Below are 16,657 nucleotides of genomic sequence, written 5' to 3'. Positions count from 1 at the left end.
CGGCCGGGCGCAAGGGTGCATTCGGGGGGAGCGTACGGGGAGCGCCGCAGCGGGGAGGGGCAGGTGTCGCGGCGCCGACATGCTGCACGAGTGTTTTACTCGTAAAGCATCTGCTACTCTTCTTCGTATGAGCACCGCGACCCCCCGGACACCCCGCGTGCGCCGCCCCCGCCCCCCTTCGGGCGCGCGTCGCCTCCCGCTGGCCGGGGTGCTCCGCCTCGGCCGGCCCTCCGACATCTGGTTCAAGCCCGCCCTGAGCGTGGTCGTCTCGGTGGCGCCGCCGAACCTGGCTCTCCTGGCGCTCGGCCGGCTGGACCTGGCGATGTACACCATGGCCGGGTCGCTCTGCGCGCTCTACGCCCACAACCGCCCGTACGCCGCCCGCGCCCGTACCCTCGCCCTGGTGGTGCTGGGCATGCTCACCGGACTCGCCGTAGCCCTGACCGCGGCCTCCCTCACCACGAGCCCCGTCCTGCTGGTCACGGTCGGCGCCCTGCTGGCCGCCGTGCAGAAGGTGCTGTGCGACGCCACCCGGGTCGGACCGCCCGGCCATGTGGTCCTCTGCTTCATCAGCTCCGCGTCCCTCTTCGTGCCGCAGACGCTCGGCCAGGTCCCCGGCCATCTCGCGCTCGGCGCCGCGGCGGGCGTCTGGGCCTGGATCGTCGGCATGGCCCCAGGACTCCTCCGCCCGCACGGACCGGAGCGCCGGGCCACCGCGCACGCGCTCAACGCCGCCGCGGCGTACGCCGGGACGCGCGCCGCCGGTGCCGGATCCGCCCGGGCCCGCGCCGCCGCGGCCGCCGCCGTGCACGGGGCGTGGCAGTCGCTGCTCTCCACCGGCGCCCGCTCCGCGCCCCGGCGCGCCCTCGAACGGCTCGTCGTACGGGCCGAGGTCGCGATCGCCGCGCCCGCCGACACGGAGCCCGAGCGGCTGCGCGGCTGGGCTCGCGACCTGCGCGGCACCGGCCCCGTACCGCACCCGGACGACCTCGGGGAGGCCGCCGGTGAGCTCCTGGGCGTGGAGGCCGAACTCGCCTTGGGGGAGGAGCCGTTGCTGCGACGGCTCGGGCCACTCGCCCCGATCGCGCTGCGTGTCGCGCTCGGCTGCGCGCTGGCCGGGTACGCGTCGCTCGCCCTCGGCGTCGGCCGTCCCTACTGGGCCCTCGTCACCGCCGCCTCGCTCTACCAGACCAATGTCACCCTGACCTGGAGCCGGGGTGTGCAGCGTGTGGTCGGCAACCTCGTCGGCGTACTCGTCTTCGCGGCTCTCGCCCCGCTCGCCCACCTCGGTCAGACGGCCCTCGTGCTGTGCTGTCTCGCCCTCAACTTCGCAGCCGAGGCGCTGATCGGCCGCAACTACTGGCTCGGCAGTGTCTGTGTCACGCCCATGGCCCTGCTCATCACCGAGTTCGCCCACTTCCAGCGGCCCGGCGAGCTGATGACCGACCGGGTCGTGGACACCCTGGTGGGCGCGCTGGTCGGCTTCGCCGCGGCGGTCGCCGTCACCAACCGGCGGGCCGGCGACCGCGTCGAGGACGCCCTCGACGCGGTCGAGCGCGCCGACGCCCGCGCCGTGCGGCTCCTCGACTCCGGTGGTCCCGCACCCGGAGCCCTGGAGTCCGCCCGCCGCGACCTGGCCGGCGCCGTCGTCGAACTGCGTGCCACCGCGGACGCCGCGGCCGGCGAATGGTGGCAACGCGCCCTGCCGGAGGAGCGGGTGATGCGGGTGGAACGGTCCGGACACCGTACGCTCGCCGCGACGGTACGACGGCAGGGACTGCACTCCGTGGAGGGCGCACAGGCATGACGGCAGCGAACGGGCGGGCGGCGGGCGGGGACACCGGCGCCGGACGGGCGGCGGTGCCCGGCGACACGATGGCCGCGGTCGTGCAGCAATGGCGGGCGGTGCATCCCGACATCGACACCGGACCGATGGAGATCATCGGCCGGATCAACCGCTCGGCGGCGCTCCTCCAGCAGGCCGAGGACGCCCCGCTGCGCCGGGCCGGGCTGACCCGTCCCGAGTTCGACGTCCTCGGGACGCTGCGCCGTACCGGACACGAGCTGACCCCCAGTGAGATCGCCCGCGAGACGTTCTCCTCCGGCGCGGCCGTCACCAAGCGCCTCAAGCAGCTGACCGAGCGCGGCCTGGTCGAACGCCGGGGCGACACCCGTGACCGCCGGGTCGCGCACGTCCGGCTCACCGACGAGGGACGCGAGCTCGTCGACGGCGTCCTGCCCCAGCAGCTCGCCTACGAGACTACGGCCCTGTCCGGCATCGACCCCGTCCGTCAGCGTGAACTCGCCTCTCTGCTGGGGGAGTTGCTCGGCCAGCTGGAGGGGCGTCTGGGGGCCGCGCGCGGCTGAGCGCACTCGCGGGGCGGCCGCAACTCCGCCCGGCGTGATCGGCGTCGGTGCCGGCGGGCCGTGCTCCGCGGGCGCGGGGTCCGCCCGCGCCGCCGCTCCTCGACCGGACGGCGGCGGCACCGATGATCCGTTCTCCGTCCGCCGGGTGCTCTCAGATCCCGGGCCGGTGGCGCAGGGGATGATCCGCCGGGATCTCCACCAGCACGATCTCGGTGCCGTCCGGATCCGCGATCCACATCTCGATCAGCCCCCAGGGTTCCTTCACCGGCGGGCGCAGGACCTCGACGCCGGCGGCGGTCAGCTCCTCGTGCGCCGCGGCCGCGTCGGCCACCTGGAGCCACAGCCTGAGGGCGGGCGAGGGCGGCACCTCACTGCGGCCGGAGACCTCCAGGAAACCGCCGCCGAGGAAGTAGACCGTGCCGCGCTCCGGCCCCGTGCCGAACTCCCGGTGGACGGCGAGGCCCAGTTGCCCGCCGTAGAAGGCGCGCGAGCGCTCCGGGTCGGCAGGGCGCAGAAGGGTCCGGCTGCTCAGTACATGCACCATGGCCCCGGAGCCTAGAGGCTGTGCCGTGATCCCCGGTGGATCAGCGCGCGGCGTCGGCCGCGGTGCGTCGCACGGCGGAGGGTCCGAGGGCCGTCCTCGTGCGGGACCTGTCGGGGCGATCCGGCGACGCGGCGAGCTGCCGTGGCCGGCCTCGTCCGCCGACGGGGATCATGGAACGGCGCTCGGCCGGGGCGTTACGCTCGGCGGGGCCCGAGCCGCGCCAGAGATCCAGAGATTCGAGGACTCGCTCCATGAACACCGCCCCCTCCCACGGCCCGATCTTCCGCGACGCCACCGACGCGGACGTGGACGTTCTCGTCGCGCTGATCGAGTCGGCGTACCGCGGTGACTCCAGCCGGGCCGGCTGGACCACGGAGGCGGACATCCTCGAGGGGCAGCGGACCGACCCGGAGGGCGTGCTCGCCGTCATCAAGGCGCCCGACAGCCGGCTGCTGACCGTCGAGCGGGACGGTGCCGTCGTCGCCTGCTGTCAGTTGGAGCACCGCGGCGACCACGCCTACTTCGGCATGTTCGCGGTCAGCCCGGCACTCCAGGGCGGCGGTCTCGGCAAGGTGATCCTCGCCGAGGCGGAGCGGTACGCGCGCGAGACCTGGGCGGTCGCGGAGATGCACATGACGGTGATCTCCGTACGCGACGACCTCATCGCCTGGTACGAGCGGCGCGGCTACCGCCGTACGGGACGGATGACCCCGTTCCCGTACGGCGACGAGCGCTTCGGTGTCCCGCAGCGCGACGACCTGCGATTCGAGCTGCTGGTCAAGCCGCTGGCCTGACGGCCGGCGAGGCCGTGGGCGCGAGCGCACGCGTCGAGTGCGCGGGCGTCGTGTGCGCTGGTCCGGCCGTCGGCGCGGGCGTCACGCCGTGAAACGGCCGGTGCGTTTGATCTGGGGGTAGTCGGTGGTCGCGCCGTCCAGCTCCAGCGCGCGCACCAGCCGCAGCTGGTCCTGGGTGTTCACCACCCACCCGATGATCCTCAGACCGGACTTGCGGGCGTGCTCGACGACCTCCAGGGTCAGTCGGCGGATGTTCAGACAGACGGTCGCGGCACCGGCCTCCACGGCGCGGTCCACGACGTCGACGCCGTAGCGGCTCGCGATGAGCGCGGTGCGGACGCCCGGCACGAGCCGGGTGACCTCGGCGATCGCCTCGTCGTGGAACGACGACACCTCGACGCGCCCCACGAGATCGCGCCGGTGCATCACGTCGGCCAGCGCCCGCGCCGCGGCCGTGTCCTTGATCTCGGCCTGCAACGGTGCCCTGACGGCGTCCAGGACCTCTTCGAAGACGGGTACGCGCTCACCGCACCCGGCGTCCAGGGCCCGCAGCTCCGCGAGCGTCATTTCGGAGATCGGCCCCGAACCGTCGGTCGTACGGTCCACGTCCGCGTCGTGCATGACGACGAGCGCGCCGTCCTTGCTCAGATGCAGATCGAGTTCGATCAGGTCGAGGCCCGCGTTCTGGGCGGCGATGAAGGAACGGAGGGTGTTCTCGGGCTCGACACCCATCACTCCGCGATGACCGATGGTGAGGAAGTTCAAGATGCGACTCGCTTCCGTCGACGGCGGCTCTGCGCACGCGTGGTCCCGGCGGCGCCCACGCGGCAAGGCCGCAGCCTAGTGGCCCGGCCCCGCGATGTACCCGCTCGTACGCCAGGCAGGGCGTGTCCCGGCCGGGCGGGGGACGCCTTGTCCGGCCGGTTCGGATCACCCGGGGGTGGGCGAGTCCCGTGCGGATTGACGCATCCAATCCGGGTCTTCGAAGTTAGGCGGGGTTGAGGTGTCCGCGGGCTCGGCGGGTGGTGACGCAGCGTGTGCGTAGGCGCTGGCTGTCGGCATTGCGGAAGCCGAATGCGTTGCGGGCGACGAGCTTGATGACGCGGTTGATGCCTTCGCTCTTGGCGTTGCTGTGGCCGGTGTCGATGAACCCGGCGATCTCGGGCCACCAGCGGTCGACGGTGGTGGCGAGGGTGCAGGCTTCGGGGATGTCTGAGTCCGCGCACCAGGTGAGGAACTTCCATCGGGCGTGGCCTACTTCTTCGCGGTCGGCGCCGGTTCGGGCCAGGGCGAGGAGGGTGCGCAGGCTCTCCTTGGCGATCCAGGCGGTCAGCAGCGTCTGCCCGATCGGCCCCTCGTCCAGCAGCGCGTTCCACATCGTGGCGAACTGCTGGTCGGTGAGGTCCTCACGGTTGCGCAGCAGCCGTCGACGGGCCTTCCATTCCGGGTCGGTGGCGCGTCCACGCCGGCCCCGGATCTCGGCGGTGGTGCGACGCCGTACAGCAGAGAGCATCTTGTTCGCGAGCTGGACGATGTGGAAGTGGTCAACGACCACGATGGCATCGGGCAGGCCGGTGCGGATCGCGGCCCGGTAGGTGGCTGACATGTCGATGGCGACGTAGCGGATGTTCTTTCTCCACTCCAAAGGGGTGGTGGACAGCCAGGCCAGGACGTCGGCGGCGGCACGGCCCTCGACCTGCCCGAGCAGGCCACCGGCCCCGAGCGCGTCGACGAACCCGGTGTGCCACCTCTCGCGCACCAGGTGCCACTTGCCGGTGTCCGCATCCTGTTCCCAGCGCGGCCGTCCGCGCCGGGTCTCGTCGACGCCCAGCACCTCCACTTCCGGCAGCGGCGCCTCGGTGACCTCGCGGGCGGCCGCGCGGAAGGCGTCCATCACCGTCGGCCAGGACACGTGCAGGTCACGGGCGGCCTGGACCACGGTGGAAGCAGCATCCCGCACCCGCAGGGCGGCAGCCCGGCGCAGCCGGCCGGTGATCCGGGCCCCGGCCGGTATCTGCCGAACCTGCTCGGTGAACGACTTCCGCTCGCATCCGGACTCCCGGCAATACCAACGCCGCTTGCACCACACGAACTCCAATCCCCGTTCTCCGTAAGGAAGATCACGTGGACGGGTGTACACGAGGCCCTTCACATGTGACGCGAACACGCCGCAGGAGGGACAGGCCCGGGCGGCTTCGTCCGCTGTGGTCAGATGCACCCGCCGGGTGCCGTCCATCAGCCGCTCAACGCTCTCGACGGCAAGGCCGTCCAAGTCGAGCAGCACCGCCGTATCGTTGTCCAAGCCCGTGGTTTCTGGTGATCAAACTGCCGGAGAACAGTCATGATCGCCGATGACCACGGACGCCCTGCACCCACGAGCCGACCACCCCCACGCTTACCCTCCGTGAGAACCCCGGAGGACGAAGGCTCACCCACCCCGCCTAACTTCGAAGACCCTCCAATCCTCCGGCCCGCGAGGTGGCGCCGCCCTCCGCCGCGGCGTCGCGCGGATGCCCGGAACGCTCGACACCGCTTGGCGGAAGTGGTTGCCCACGCGGTGTATGGCAGGAAAAAGAGCGGTGAAGGTGGGGGTAGCGCAGGATAATCTATCGAGACTCCCCTTGCGAGAAGGAACCTCATTTACATACGGTGTGCATACGCGAGGTTCTCCCGTGGAGGATGAGACATGACGGAAATTCTTGTGCAGGTGGGTATGGAGGAGCAGGTTCCTCCCGTGGGCAGGGTGGTGGAGCACCCGGCTTGGCCCGTGCTCAAGGATGCCGTGGAGGAGATCCGGCCATGGCAGTCCAAGGACGGCTCGATCGACTTCGAGGCGGAGGGCGCCCCGGATGCCGCCGACGTCGATCTCGCCGTACGCCGGGCGATAGACGCCGTCGAGCGGCTCGCCCCGCTGCTGCCGCACGACGCGGCCTACCACGAGGCGCTCGTGAAGGATCTCCGCGGCTGGGCCGACGGGGGCTTCCAGGTTCCCGACTTCCTGGACTCGCTGCTCGCCTTCCAGCCCGCCGCGAACCGTGAGGACGGCCTCCAGCACCTGGTGGTCTTCCCGATGTACACGCAGAACGGCAACCCGGACCGCAATTTCGAGGCGGTCGTGCTGCGCATGGTCTGGCCGGACTGGCTGGCCGAGCTGGAGCGCACCCGCTACGACAACCCGCTGTTCTGCGGGATCACCTTCGAGGACTTCACGGCGGGCTACGACACCAACTCGGCCGTCCTCTTCCCGGAGACCATCGCCGTGCGCGAGGCACCGGCGCGCTTCAGCTGGGGCGGCATCTTCTGCGACCGCGAGGCCGCCCGCTTCCGCGCCGTCACCGAGGCCGCCGTGGACGTCCTGGGCCTCCAGCTGCCCGAGGACATCGCCGCGATGGTGGACGACCAGGAGCGCTGCGAGCAGGCCTTCGTGCTGTGGGACATGGTCCACGACCGCACCCACAGCCATGGCGACCTGCCCTTCGACCCGTTCATGATCAAGCAGCGGCAGCCGTTCTGGATGTACGGCCTCGAAGAGCTGCGCTGCGACCTCACCGCCTTCAAGGAGGCCGTGAAACTGGAGGCCGAGGACCACCAGCACGGCCGTGACGTGCAGTACGCGGTGCTCTTCGACCGGATGTTCCGCTTCCCGGTCACCGGTGACCGTGTCCGCAACTACGACGGCCTCGGCGGCCAGCTGCTCTTCGCCTACCTGCACAAGCACGATGTCGTCCGCTGGACCGACAACAAGCTGCACATCGACTGGCAGCGCGCCCCGCAGGTCACCAACCAGCTGTGCGCCGAGATCGAGGACCTGTACCGGGCCGGCATCGACCGCCCCAAGCTCGTCCACTGGTTCAAGGCGTACGAGCTGGTCTCCGCCTACCTCGCCCCGCACCCGGGATCGCGCTGGGCCAAGGGCCCGGACGCCCTGGATCTGAGCCTGCCCCCGCGTAAGCTCGTGGACGACGTGCTTCCGGACGAGTTTCCGCTGAGCATGTTCTATGAGGCGCTCTCCAAGAAGCTGAAGAACGTGATCGCCTCCACCAAGGGCATCACCGCGGCCGGCGCCGAGCGGGCCGCCGCGTGAGCGCCCGCGCCGAGGACGCTCAGGAGGCGAAGAAGATGGCGAACGGAGCTCTCAGCGGTGCGGTGATCGCGGTGGCCGGCGCGGGTGGACCCGCCGGACGCGCGACGCTGGCCCGGCTCGCCGACGCGGGCGCGACCGTCGTCGGCTCGGACAACGACCCCGAGCGGCTCGCGGAGGCCGTGGACGCGGCCCGCTACGGGCACGGCGGCGCCACCGTCGTCGGGGACACCGTCGACCTGCTCGACCTGCAGTCGACGCACGAGTGGGCCACCCGCGTCGAGAAGGACTTCGGCCGTGTCGACGGTCTGGTCCACCTCGTCGGCGGCTGGCGCGGCAGCGAGACCTTCACCAAGACGAGTCTCGACGACTGGGACTTCCTGGAGCTGCTGCTCGTCCGCACCGTGCAGCACACCTCCCTCGCCTTCCACGAGGCGCTGCAGCGCAGCGACCGCGGCCGGTACGTCCTGATCAGCGCCGCGGCCGCGAGCAAGCCGACCGCGGGCAACGCCGCCTACGCCGCGGGCAAGGCCGCAGCCGAGGCGTGGACGCTGGCCATGGCCGACTTCTTCCGTAAGGCGGGGGGCGAGGAGGGTCCCACCTCCGCGGCTGCCATCCTGGTCGTCAAGGCACTGGTGCACGACGCGATGCGCGCCGAGCGCCCGAACGCGAAGTTCGCGGGCTTCACGGACGTCGACGCGCTGGCCGAGTCCATCGCAGGCGTCTGGGACCTGCCCGCCGGTGAAGTGAACGGAAAACGTCTGTGGCTGACCGAGAAGCCGTGAACCCTCCGAAGACCGACGCCCGGCGTCACCACGACCCGGCCGTCCGCGGCTTCGCCAGCGACAACTACGCGGGCGCCCATCCCGAGGTGCTCGCCGCGGTGGCGCTGGCCAACGGCGGACACCAGGTCGCGTACGGCGAGGACGACTACACGGCGAACCTCCAGAGGATCATCCGCAGCCACTTCGGTGCCACCGCGGAGGCCTTTCCGGTCTTCAACGGCACCGGAGCCAACGTGGTCGCGCTCCAGGCGGTCACCGACCGCTGGGGCGCGGTGATCTGCGCCGAGAGCGCGCACATCAACGTCGACGAGGGCGGTGCGCCCGAGCGCATGGGCGGCCTCAAGCTGCTCACCGTTCCCACGCCCGACGGCAAGCTCACCCCCGACCTGATCGACCGGCAGGCGTACGGCTGGGACGACGAGCACCGCGCCATGCCGCAGGTCGTCTCGATCACCCAGAGCACCGAGCTGGGCACGCTCTACACGCCCGACGAGATCCGTGAGATCTGCGACCACGCCCACGCGCACGGCATGAAGGTGCACCTGGACGGGTCCCGGATAGCCAACGCGGCCGCCTCCCTCGACGTCCCGATGCGGACGTTCACCAACGCGGTCGGCGTCGACATCCTGAGCCTGGGCGGGACGAAGAACGGCGCGCTGTACGGGGAGGCGGTCGTCGTCCTCAACCAGGACGCCGTCCGGCAGATGAAGCACCTGCGCAAGCTCTCCATGCAGCTGGCCTCCAAGATGCGTTTCGTCTCCGTGCAGTTGGAGGCGCTGCTCGCCAAGGACCTGTGGCTGCGCAACGCCCGCCACTCCAACGGGATGGCCCAGCGACTGGCCGAGGGCGTGCGCTCGGTGCACGGCGTGGAGATCCTCCACCCGGTCCAGGCCAACGCGGTCTTCGCCCGCCTCCCGCACGACGTGAGCGAGCGGCTGCAGAAGCGGTACCGCTTCTACTTCTGGGACGAGGCCGCGGGCGACGTCCGCTGGATGTGCTCCTTCGACACGACCGAGGACGACGTCGACGGGTTCCTGGCCGCGCTCAAGGAAGAGATGGCCCACCACTAGAGCGCATCGTGCTCCTCTCGTGAGGAATTGCATAGATATACGGTCGACCGGAAAGTCATTGACTCGCGGTCGGCCGTATTCCTATGCTCTGCGGGTATGGAGCTCATCCAGGAAAACCCCGACCTCTCCGCCTATCTGGCCGACGACGAGGTGATCGACCACCGCCATCCCCTCGTACGGGAGACGGCTGCCCGGCTCGCGATGGAGGCCGTGGACTCGTATGCCTATGCGCGTGCGGCCTTCGAATTCGTGCGCGACACCATCCCGCACTCGCACGACACCGGTGATCCGCGGGTCACCTGGCGCGCCTCCGACGTCCTGGAGCGGCGCACCGGCATCTGCTACGCGAAGGCGCACGCCCTGGCCGCGCTGTTGCGCGCCGAGGACATCCCGACGGCGTTCTGCTACCAGAAGTTCGACGAGGTGCACGGGCTGGTGGCCGTCCGGTTCCACGGGGCCTGGCACCGGCAGGACCCCCGCGGCAACAAGCCGGGAGTGGACGCACAGTTCTCCCTGGACGGCGAACGGCTCGCCTTCACGCCCGACCCGGAGTTCAATGAGCTGGACTACCCAGTCCTGTACGCTGAACCGCATCCGGTCGTGCTGAGCGCCCTCAGGGCCGCCCCCGACCGGCCGTATCTCTGGAAGACGCTCCCCACCGCACTCTGAGGCAAGGCAGGCACCGCGGATCATGACTCTCACGCTCACCGTGTCCGACGAGGTGCGCGCCCTGGCGCCCGGCTTCACCCACGTCGCCGTCGAGGCGTACGGACTCGCCAACGGGCCGAGCACCGAGGGGACTTCGGCGCTGCTCGACGACGCTGCCCGCCGGCTGGCCGGGCGACTGGGCGGCCGCGCCCCGCACGAGGACCCGCACATGGTGGCCTGGCGGGAGGTCTACACGGCCTTCGGGTCCAAGCCCTCGCGCACCCGCAACTCCGCGGAGGCACTGGCCAGACGTGCCCTGTCGGACGCCGGACTGCCCCGGATCAATCTGCTGGTCGACCTCTACAACGCGATCAGCGTCGCCCACCTGATCCCGGTCGGCGGTGAGGACATCGAGCACGTCAGCGGCGGGATGCGGCTCGTACGGGCCACGGGCGACGAGGAGTTCGTGACCGTCGCGGGCGGCACCGGGACCGTCGAGCGCCCGGACGCGGGCGAAGTGGTGTGGTGCGACGGGGTCGGTGTGACCTGCCGGCGCTGGAACTGGCGCCAGGGGCCGCGTACCCGTCTCACGGAGGAGTCCACCTCCGCGATCTTCCTGTTGGAAGGCCTCGCGCCGATGCCGGTGGCCGGGGTCGAGGCGGCGGCCGCCGAACTCGCCGACCTGCTGGAGAAGTTCAGCCCCGGGGCACGCGTCACGGTGCACGCCCCGGAGTGACGATTCAGTGCGCCTCGGCCGCCTTGACCTCTTCGGGGGTCGGAGCCGTGCCGCCGAGGTGCGCGGGCATCCACCAGGTGTCGTCCGGTCCCTTGGGGCGGACGGGATAGGCGCGCTGCGCAGCCTCCAGGAGCTCCTGGACACGCTCGCGCAGTCGCCGGGTGATGGCGCCCGCGTACTGGTCCTGCGGAGCCTCCACCGGCTCGCCCACCCGGATCGTGATCGGGGTGTGGCTGCGCCTGAAGTTGCGCGGGTGGCCCTTGGTCCACAGGCGCTGGGTGCCCCACAGGGACATCGGGATCAGCGGGACGCCGGCCTCCTGAGCCATGCGCGCGGCACCGGACTTGAAGCTCTTCAGTGTGAAGGACTGCGAGATGGTCGCCTCGGGGAAGACGCCGACGATCTCGCCCGAGCGCAGCGAGTCCAGCGCGTGCTGATAGGCCGTCTCCCCCTGCTTCCGGTCCACCGGGATGTGCTTCATGCCCCGCATCAGCGGACCGGAGATCCGGTGCCGGAACACCGACTCCTTCGCCATGAAACGCACCAGGCGCTTCTGCGGCAGGGCGGCCAGGCCGTCGAAGATGAAGTCCAGGTAGCTGATGTGATTGCTGACCAGCACGGCGCCGCCCGAGCGCGGAATGTTCTCCGATCCCTTGCAGTCGATCTTGAGGTCCCAGGCCCTGAACAACGTGTGGGCGAGACCGACGACGGGACGGTAGACAAGCTCTGCCATGGACGGGGTGGACCCTTCTCTCTGCCTGGGAAGGGGTCCCCCCGGCGGGAAAGTTACGCAGCCGTAGGTTTACGGCATTGCGCAGATCGTGCCCGAAGAACGGACGAGTGGCCAGTCCTGGTGCCACGCGGCGGCGAGATCCTCGTCACGTCGTCCCCGTGATCCACCTCGGTCTTTTAACTCGCCTTTACTGCACGCGTACGGAAACCCGGCGTACGAGCAGGTACATCTCGCACCCCAGGCAGTACCCGAACGCCGCATTCAGAAACGCGGCCGCCAGCGCGCAACCGGTCGCCGCGAGCCCCAGCCAGTCGGGCCCCACCGTGTAACCGATCAGCCCCACCGCCGCGAACGCCAGCCCGACCGCCTGGGCGAACCGCGGTGGCTCCGGCGCCTCGAACTCCGTCGGCGGCCCGATCCGGGGACGTACGGCGGTCTTGAACAGCATGCCGTACGGCGAGCGCGCCACGCCTCCCGCCGCGCCCAGCGCGAACGCCAGTGTCTGCCAGGCCAGTAGCCAGGCGCTGCCGGTGATCAGCACGACCGCCAGGACGACGGCCGTCACGGCCGCGCCGAGCCGCGGCCCCCTCACATCGATGTCCATGAAGCAAGCATTCCGCAGCCGGGGCGATCCGCGGCCCCGGGAATCTTTGCGGTCTCATGAATGCTTGTGCACATGATGAGCGGACTTGTGGTGTGCCTCTTGGTGCTCGCCGCGGCGAGCGGATACGGACTGCTGCACCGGCGGCGGAGCGGGAGGGTGAGAGTGCGCGGACGCGACGGCGGAAAGCGTCTCGGCGCGGCGGAGTTGGGGGAGGGGCTCGGCGAACGGGCCACGCTCGTCCAGTTCTCCAGCGCCTTCTGTGCCCCCTGCCGGGCCACCCGGAGGGTGCTCGCCGAGGTCGCCGGACTGGTGCCCGGCGTGTCCCATGTCGAGATCGACGCCGAGGACCACCTCGACCTCGTCCGCGAACTGGACATCCTCAAGACGCCGACCGTGCTCGTGCTGGACGCCGAAGGACGGATCGTGCGCCGCGCGACCGGCCAGCCGCGCAAGGCGGATGTGATCGCGGCGCTCGGTGAGGCCGTGTGACCCGGCGGATCGCCGGGACCCGGCCGGCCCGGACCGACTCCGTCCACCCGTGAGGCGACGGTGAGACAGCTCCCAAAGGCCCGACCGCACTTGACTGCACGGGCCACCTATCGTCAGCCTGACCGTATGCCCCCGGAACTCCTTCTCTTCGAGCGTGTCCACGTGGACCTGGCCCGCACCGCCAGTGCGTGCTGTCCGGTCTGTTGAGCACCCGCGGACCCTCTCCCGCCCTCGGCGCCGTCCGAGCGGGGGACCCCCACGACACCTCTCGCAGTGAGGACAACTCCATGACGGCCACGCCCGGTCTCGGCACCTATCAGCTCGCCTCGCCCGAACTGCTGCGCTCCGTCTTCCGGCGGCACGCCGCCGGTGTCGCCGTGATCACGGCCCAGGGCGGCGGGGGCCCGGTCGGTTTCACCGCCACCTCGCTCACGTCGGTCTCGGCGGAACCGCCGATCATCTCCTTCGGCGTCGGCTCCGGCGCGTCGAGCTGGCCCGCGATCTCCGAGTCCGACCACGTCGGTGTGCACATACTCGGCGAGCACCAGCGGGAGTTGGCCGCCACCTTCGCCAGGAGCGGCGCGGACCGCTTCGGCGCGCCCACCCGGTGGCGCGCGGGGCCCGAACGCGTTCCCGTCCTCGACGACGTGCTGGCCTGGCTCGTGTGCCGGATCGTCGCTCGGGTACCGGCCGGGGACCACCGCATCGTGCTGGCCGAGGTCGTCCTCGGTGACCCCTCGGGCGCCGGGCGCCCGCTCCTGTACCACCAGGGCAGGTTCAACGGTCTGCGCGACTGACCCGGCCCCTTTTCGAACCTACTCGTCGGTTACACAGCGTTGCCAAGGTCACAGTGCAAAGCGCTTGCTCAGTGGGCAGGAACTGGATGTACTGGCGAGTAATATTTCGTTCGGAGCGCGGGCCGCCCCGACCGGGATCGGCCGCTTCAGGCGCCTATGCTGCCTGAAAGAAGGCAGCCCAGAAATGACGATGCAGTAGGAGAGCCGGCGTGAGCTTGAGGATCGTTGTCACTGTGAAGTATGTGCCCGACGCCACTGGCGACCGGCACTTCGCCGATGACCTGACCGTCGACCGTGACGATGTGGACGGTCTGCTCTCGGAGCTCGACGAGTACGCGGTGGAGCAGGCGCTGCAGATCGCCGGCGAGGCGGACGACGCGGAGGTCACCGTGCTGACCGTGGGTCCCGAGGACGCGAAGGACGCGCTGCGCAAGGCGTTGTCGATGGGCGCGGACAAGGCGATCCATGTCGAGGACGACGGTCTGCACGGCACGGATGTCATCGGTACGTCGCTGGTGCTGGCGAAGGCGATCGAGAAGGCCGGTTACGACCTGGTCATCTCCGGTATGGCGTCCACCGACGGCACCGCCGGTGTCGTGCCGGCGCTGCTCGCGGAGCGTCTGGGTGTCCCGCAGGTCACGCTGCTGTCCGAGGTGTCCGTCGAGGACGCGGTGGTCAGGGGCCGCCGTGACGGTGACGCCGCTTCCGAGCAGCTGGAGGCGTCGCTGCCGGCGGTGGTGTCGGTGACCGACCAGTCGGGTGAGGCGCGTTACCCGTCGTTCAAGGGCATCATGGCCGCGAAGAAGAAGCCGGTGGAGTCCTGGGATCTGGAGGACCTGGAGATCGAGGCGGACGAGGTCGGTCTCGGGGGTTCCTGGACGAAGGTGGACTCCGCCACCGAGCGCCCGGCGCGTACCGCCGGCACGATCGTCAAGGACGAGGGCGAGGGCGGCAAGCAGCTCGCCGAGTTCCTCGCGGGCCAGAAGTTCATCTGAGGCCCGTTCGAGGCCCGCTGAACCCCGACACGCCGACCGTCCCTCATCTTTGTTAGCAGGAGAGAAGAAGTCCCATGGCTGAAGTTCTCGTCTACGTCGACCACGTGGACGGCGCCGTCCGCAAGCCCACTCTGGAACTGCTGACGCTGGCCCGCCGTATCGGCGAGCCCGTCGCCGTCGCCCTCGGCTCCGGTGCCGAGAACACCGCCGCGGTGCTCGCCGAGCACGGCGCGGTGAAGGTCCTCACGCATGATGCCGCCGAGTACGCCGACTACCTGGTCGTGCCGAAGGTGGACGCGCTGCAGGCCGCGTACGAGGCCGTGTCCCCGGCCGCCGTCCTCGTTCCGTCCTCCGCCGAGGGCAAGGAGATCGCGGCCCGCCTCGCCGTCCGTGTCGGCTCGGGCATCATCACCGACGCGGTCGATCTGGAGGCCGGTGACGGGGGTCCGGTCGCCACGCAGTCCGCGTTCGCCGCCTCCTTCACCACCAAGTCCCGTGTCTCCAGGGGCACCCCGGTGATCACGGTCAAGCCCAACAGCGCCGCTGTGGAGGCCGCCCCGGCCGCCGGCGCGGTCGAGGCCCTCACGGTGTCGTTCTCTGAGAAGGCCACCGGTACCAAGGTCACCGCGCGTACGCCGCGTGAGGCGACGGGCCGTCCCGAGCTGACCGAGGCCGCGATCGTGGTCTCCGGCGGCCGTGGGGTCAACGGCGCCGAGAACTTCTCGGTCATCGAGAACCTCGCCGACTCCCTCGGCGCGGCCGTGGGCGCCTCGCGCGCGGCGGTGGACGCCGGCTGGTACCCGCACTCCAACCAGGTCGGCCAGACCGGCAAGTCCGTCTCCCCGCAGCTGTACATCGCCTCCGGTATCTCCGGGGCCATCCAGCACCGCGCCGGCATGCAGACGTCGAAGACGATCGTCGCGATCAACAAGGACGCCGAAGCCCCGATCTTCGACCTCGTCGACTACGGCGTCGTCGGCGACCTCTTCGAAGTCGTCCCCCAGCTCACCGACGAGATCAAGACCCGCAAGGGCTGATCGAGTCCGGCCGTACGAGGCCCCCGTGACCGCCCGCGCGGTCACGGGGGCCTCGGTTCATCCCAGGCGCAGTGTCGCCCGCACGGGCAGGTGGTCGCTCGGGTACCGCCCGTTCAGGGAGAAGGTGTCGACCTCCGTCCGGTCCGCGCGCACGCCGGGCGTGGCGAGGATCCAGTCGATGCGGTCGCCGTCTGGCCGCAGTGGTCCGTAGCCGTGGAAGGTGGCGTACGGGGCGCCGCGCTCGGCCGCGGTGTCCCAGGTGTCGACGAGACCGGCGTCCAGCATCGCGCCGTAGACCGGGTTCCTGTGAGCGGCGCTGTTGAAGTCGCCGGTCACCACGAGCGGCAGGGCGCGGTCGAGACCGGCGATCCGCTGCCCGATCAGCGCGGCGGCACGCACGCGTGCGTACTGGCTCCCGCTGTCCAGATGGGTGTTGAGGACGTAGAACTCCCGCCCGTCGGCGTGCAGATCACGGAAGCGGACCCAGGTGACCATGCGGATGTGGGAACCGCCCCAGGTGTTCGAGGCGATCACTTCGGGTGTGTCGGAGAGCCAGAAGTGGTCGTACGCGGCCGGGGCGAGGCGTTCGGTGTCGTAGAAGACCGCCGCGAACTCGTCACGGCTGCCTCCCGCGCGGCCGGTGCCGATCCAGTCGTAACGCCGTCCGAGGTCGGACGCGATGTCGCGCAACTGCGGGAAGAGGCCCTCCTGGGTGCCGATGACGTCCGGAGCCGCCCGGCGCAGCAGCTCGCGCATCACCGGACGGCGCGCGGCCCAGCTGTGCGGCTCGGCGGTGCTCGCGAAGCGCAGGTTGAACGTCATGACGTCCAGTCGCCGGCCACCGCCACCGTCGCCGCGGCCGGCGGACGCGGACGCCGACCCGAGCAGGGGCACGGTCAGCGCGGCGGCCACCGCGGTCCGCAGGCCCAGTCGCCGGGTCACCCGGCGGATGTTCGACATGTGATCCCCTCCCCGCA

The 16,657-nt window shown here is 70.8% G+C and carries 19 protein-coding genes; 13 read left to right on the top strand and 6 right to left on the bottom strand.

What is annotated here, in order from left to right:
• The first annotated feature begins 127 nt into the window (after nucleotides 1-127).
• Nucleotides 128-1,807 (top strand): FUSC family protein, encoded by a 1,680-nt coding sequence (locus tag OHB41_RS06525; RefSeq protein WP_266696989.1) that lies wholly within the window; start codon nucleotides 128-130, stop codon nucleotides 1,805-1,807.
• Nucleotides 1,804-2,367 carry a MarR family winged helix-turn-helix transcriptional regulator gene (locus OHB41_RS06520; RefSeq protein ID WP_266696988.1) on the top strand — a complete coding sequence of 188 codons (564 nt, stop codon included), beginning with the start codon at nucleotides 1,804-1,806 and terminating at the stop codon, nucleotides 2,365-2,367. Before OHB41_RS06525 ends, OHB41_RS06520 begins: the two co-directional genes overlap by 4 nt.
• A gap of 151 nt (nucleotides 2,368-2,518) precedes the next feature.
• Here OHB41_RS06520 and OHB41_RS06515 read toward each other — a convergent pair whose 3' ends face one another.
• A complete protein-coding gene (locus OHB41_RS06515) occupies nucleotides 2,519-2,911 on the bottom strand; it encodes a VOC family protein (protein ID WP_266696987.1) in 393 nt (130 codons plus the stop codon).
• A 251-nt stretch (nucleotides 2,912-3,162) separates the two neighbouring features.
• Between OHB41_RS06515 and OHB41_RS06510 the strand changes: the two genes are divergently transcribed.
• The gene (locus OHB41_RS06510) at nucleotides 3,163-3,705 is read left to right on the top strand and encodes a GNAT family N-acetyltransferase (RefSeq protein ID WP_266696986.1); all 543 of its coding nucleotides are present in this window, start codon (nucleotides 3,163-3,165) and stop codon (nucleotides 3,703-3,705) included.
• 81 nt (nucleotides 3,706-3,786) lie between these two features.
• On the opposite strand, the gene OHB41_RS06505 is transcribed toward OHB41_RS06510, so the two are convergent.
• Together OHB41_RS06505 and OHB41_RS06500 are read right to left on the bottom strand one after the other, a co-directional pair.
• Entirely contained in the window at nucleotides 3,787-4,470 is a 684-nt protein-coding gene (locus OHB41_RS06505; protein WP_266696985.1) for a glycerophosphodiester phosphodiesterase, read from the bottom strand.
• Nucleotides 4,471-4,693: 223 nt separating this feature from the next.
• Nucleotides 4,694-6,007, bottom strand: coding sequence for an ISL3 family transposase (locus OHB41_RS06500; RefSeq protein WP_266696430.1), 1,314 nt, complete (start codon nucleotides 6,005-6,007; stop codon nucleotides 4,694-4,696).
• Nucleotides 6,008-6,391: 384 nt separating this feature from the next.
• On the opposite strand from OHB41_RS06500, the gene OHB41_RS06495 reads away from it, so the two are divergent.
• From OHB41_RS06495 to OHB41_RS06475, 5 genes are all read left to right on the top strand, one after another.
• Complete coding sequence (locus tag OHB41_RS06495; RefSeq protein WP_266696984.1) at nucleotides 6,392-7,789, top strand: DUF6421 family protein; 1,398 nt, start codon at nucleotides 6,392-6,394, stop codon at nucleotides 7,787-7,789.
• Between the two features lie 35 nt (nucleotides 7,790-7,824).
• Nucleotides 7,825-8,571 carry an SDR family NAD(P)-dependent oxidoreductase gene (locus OHB41_RS06490; protein ID WP_266696983.1) on the top strand — a complete coding sequence of 249 codons (747 nt, stop codon included), beginning with the start codon at nucleotides 7,825-7,827 and terminating at the stop codon, nucleotides 8,569-8,571.
• The gene (locus OHB41_RS06485; RefSeq protein WP_266696982.1) at nucleotides 8,568-9,641 is read left to right on the top strand and encodes a threonine aldolase family protein; all 1,074 of its coding nucleotides are present in this window, start codon (nucleotides 8,568-8,570) and stop codon (nucleotides 9,639-9,641) included. Before OHB41_RS06490 ends, OHB41_RS06485 begins: the two co-directional genes overlap by 4 nt.
• 96 nt (nucleotides 9,642-9,737) lie before the next feature.
• Nucleotides 9,738-10,310, top strand: a complete 573-nt coding sequence (locus OHB41_RS06480; RefSeq protein WP_266696981.1) for a transglutaminase domain-containing protein — start codon at nucleotides 9,738-9,740, stop codon at nucleotides 10,308-10,310.
• Between the two features lie 22 nt (nucleotides 10,311-10,332).
• On the top strand, nucleotides 10,333-11,025 hold the full coding sequence (locus OHB41_RS06475) for a B3/B4 domain-containing protein (protein WP_266696980.1): 693 nt from the start codon (nucleotides 10,333-10,335) through the stop codon (nucleotides 11,023-11,025).
• A gap of 4 nt (nucleotides 11,026-11,029) precedes the next feature.
• Here OHB41_RS06475 and OHB41_RS06470 read toward each other — a convergent pair whose 3' ends face one another.
• Complete coding sequence (locus tag OHB41_RS06470) at nucleotides 11,030-11,758, bottom strand: lysophospholipid acyltransferase family protein (protein ID WP_266696979.1); 729 nt, start codon at nucleotides 11,756-11,758, stop codon at nucleotides 11,030-11,032.
• A 187-nt stretch (nucleotides 11,759-11,945) separates the two neighbouring features.
• Nucleotides 11,946-12,362, bottom strand: a complete 417-nt coding sequence (locus OHB41_RS06465; RefSeq protein WP_266696978.1) for a DUF4395 domain-containing protein — start codon at nucleotides 12,360-12,362, stop codon at nucleotides 11,946-11,948.
• A 75-nt stretch (nucleotides 12,363-12,437) separates the two neighbouring features.
• Between OHB41_RS06465 and OHB41_RS06460 the strand changes: the two genes are divergently transcribed.
• The 5 genes from OHB41_RS06460 to OHB41_RS06445 all read left to right on the top strand — a co-directional run bounded on the left by OHB41_RS06460 (nucleotide 12,438) and on the right by OHB41_RS06445 (nucleotide 15,680).
• Nucleotides 12,438-12,851 (top strand): TlpA family protein disulfide reductase, encoded by a 414-nt coding sequence (locus OHB41_RS06460; RefSeq protein ID WP_266705700.1) that lies wholly within the window; start codon nucleotides 12,438-12,440, stop codon nucleotides 12,849-12,851.
• A 126-nt stretch (nucleotides 12,852-12,977) separates the two neighbouring features.
• The gene (locus OHB41_RS52280; RefSeq protein ID WP_351724552.1) at nucleotides 12,978-13,058 is read left to right on the top strand and encodes a putative leader peptide; all 81 of its coding nucleotides are present in this window, start codon (nucleotides 12,978-12,980) and stop codon (nucleotides 13,056-13,058) included.
• A gap of 80 nt (nucleotides 13,059-13,138) precedes the next feature.
• On the top strand, nucleotides 13,139-13,648 hold the full coding sequence (locus OHB41_RS06455) for a flavin reductase family protein (protein WP_266696977.1): 510 nt from the start codon (nucleotides 13,139-13,141) through the stop codon (nucleotides 13,646-13,648).
• A 209-nt stretch (nucleotides 13,649-13,857) separates the two neighbouring features.
• Nucleotides 13,858-14,643 carry an electron transfer flavoprotein subunit beta/FixA family protein gene (locus tag OHB41_RS06450; protein WP_266696976.1) on the top strand — a complete coding sequence of 262 codons (786 nt, stop codon included), beginning with the start codon at nucleotides 13,858-13,860 and terminating at the stop codon, nucleotides 14,641-14,643.
• Nucleotides 14,644-14,717: 74 nt separating this feature from the next.
• Nucleotides 14,718-15,680, top strand: a complete 963-nt coding sequence (locus tag OHB41_RS06445) for an electron transfer flavoprotein subunit alpha/FixB family protein (protein ID WP_266696975.1) — start codon at nucleotides 14,718-14,720, stop codon at nucleotides 15,678-15,680.
• A 57-nt stretch (nucleotides 15,681-15,737) separates the two neighbouring features.
• Here OHB41_RS06445 and OHB41_RS06440 read toward each other — a convergent pair whose 3' ends face one another.
• Nucleotides 15,738-16,640, bottom strand: coding sequence for an endonuclease/exonuclease/phosphatase family protein (locus OHB41_RS06440; RefSeq protein WP_266696974.1), 903 nt, complete (start codon nucleotides 16,638-16,640; stop codon nucleotides 15,738-15,740).
• Nucleotides 16,641-16,657 lie beyond the last annotated feature (17 nt).

Origin of the sequence: Streptomyces sp. NBC_01571, from assembly GCF_026339875.1 — a bacterium.
Lineage (GTDB): Bacteria > Actinomycetota > Actinomycetes > Streptomycetales > Streptomycetaceae > Streptomyces.
This window is presented reverse-complemented; position numbering and strand designations above follow the sequence as displayed.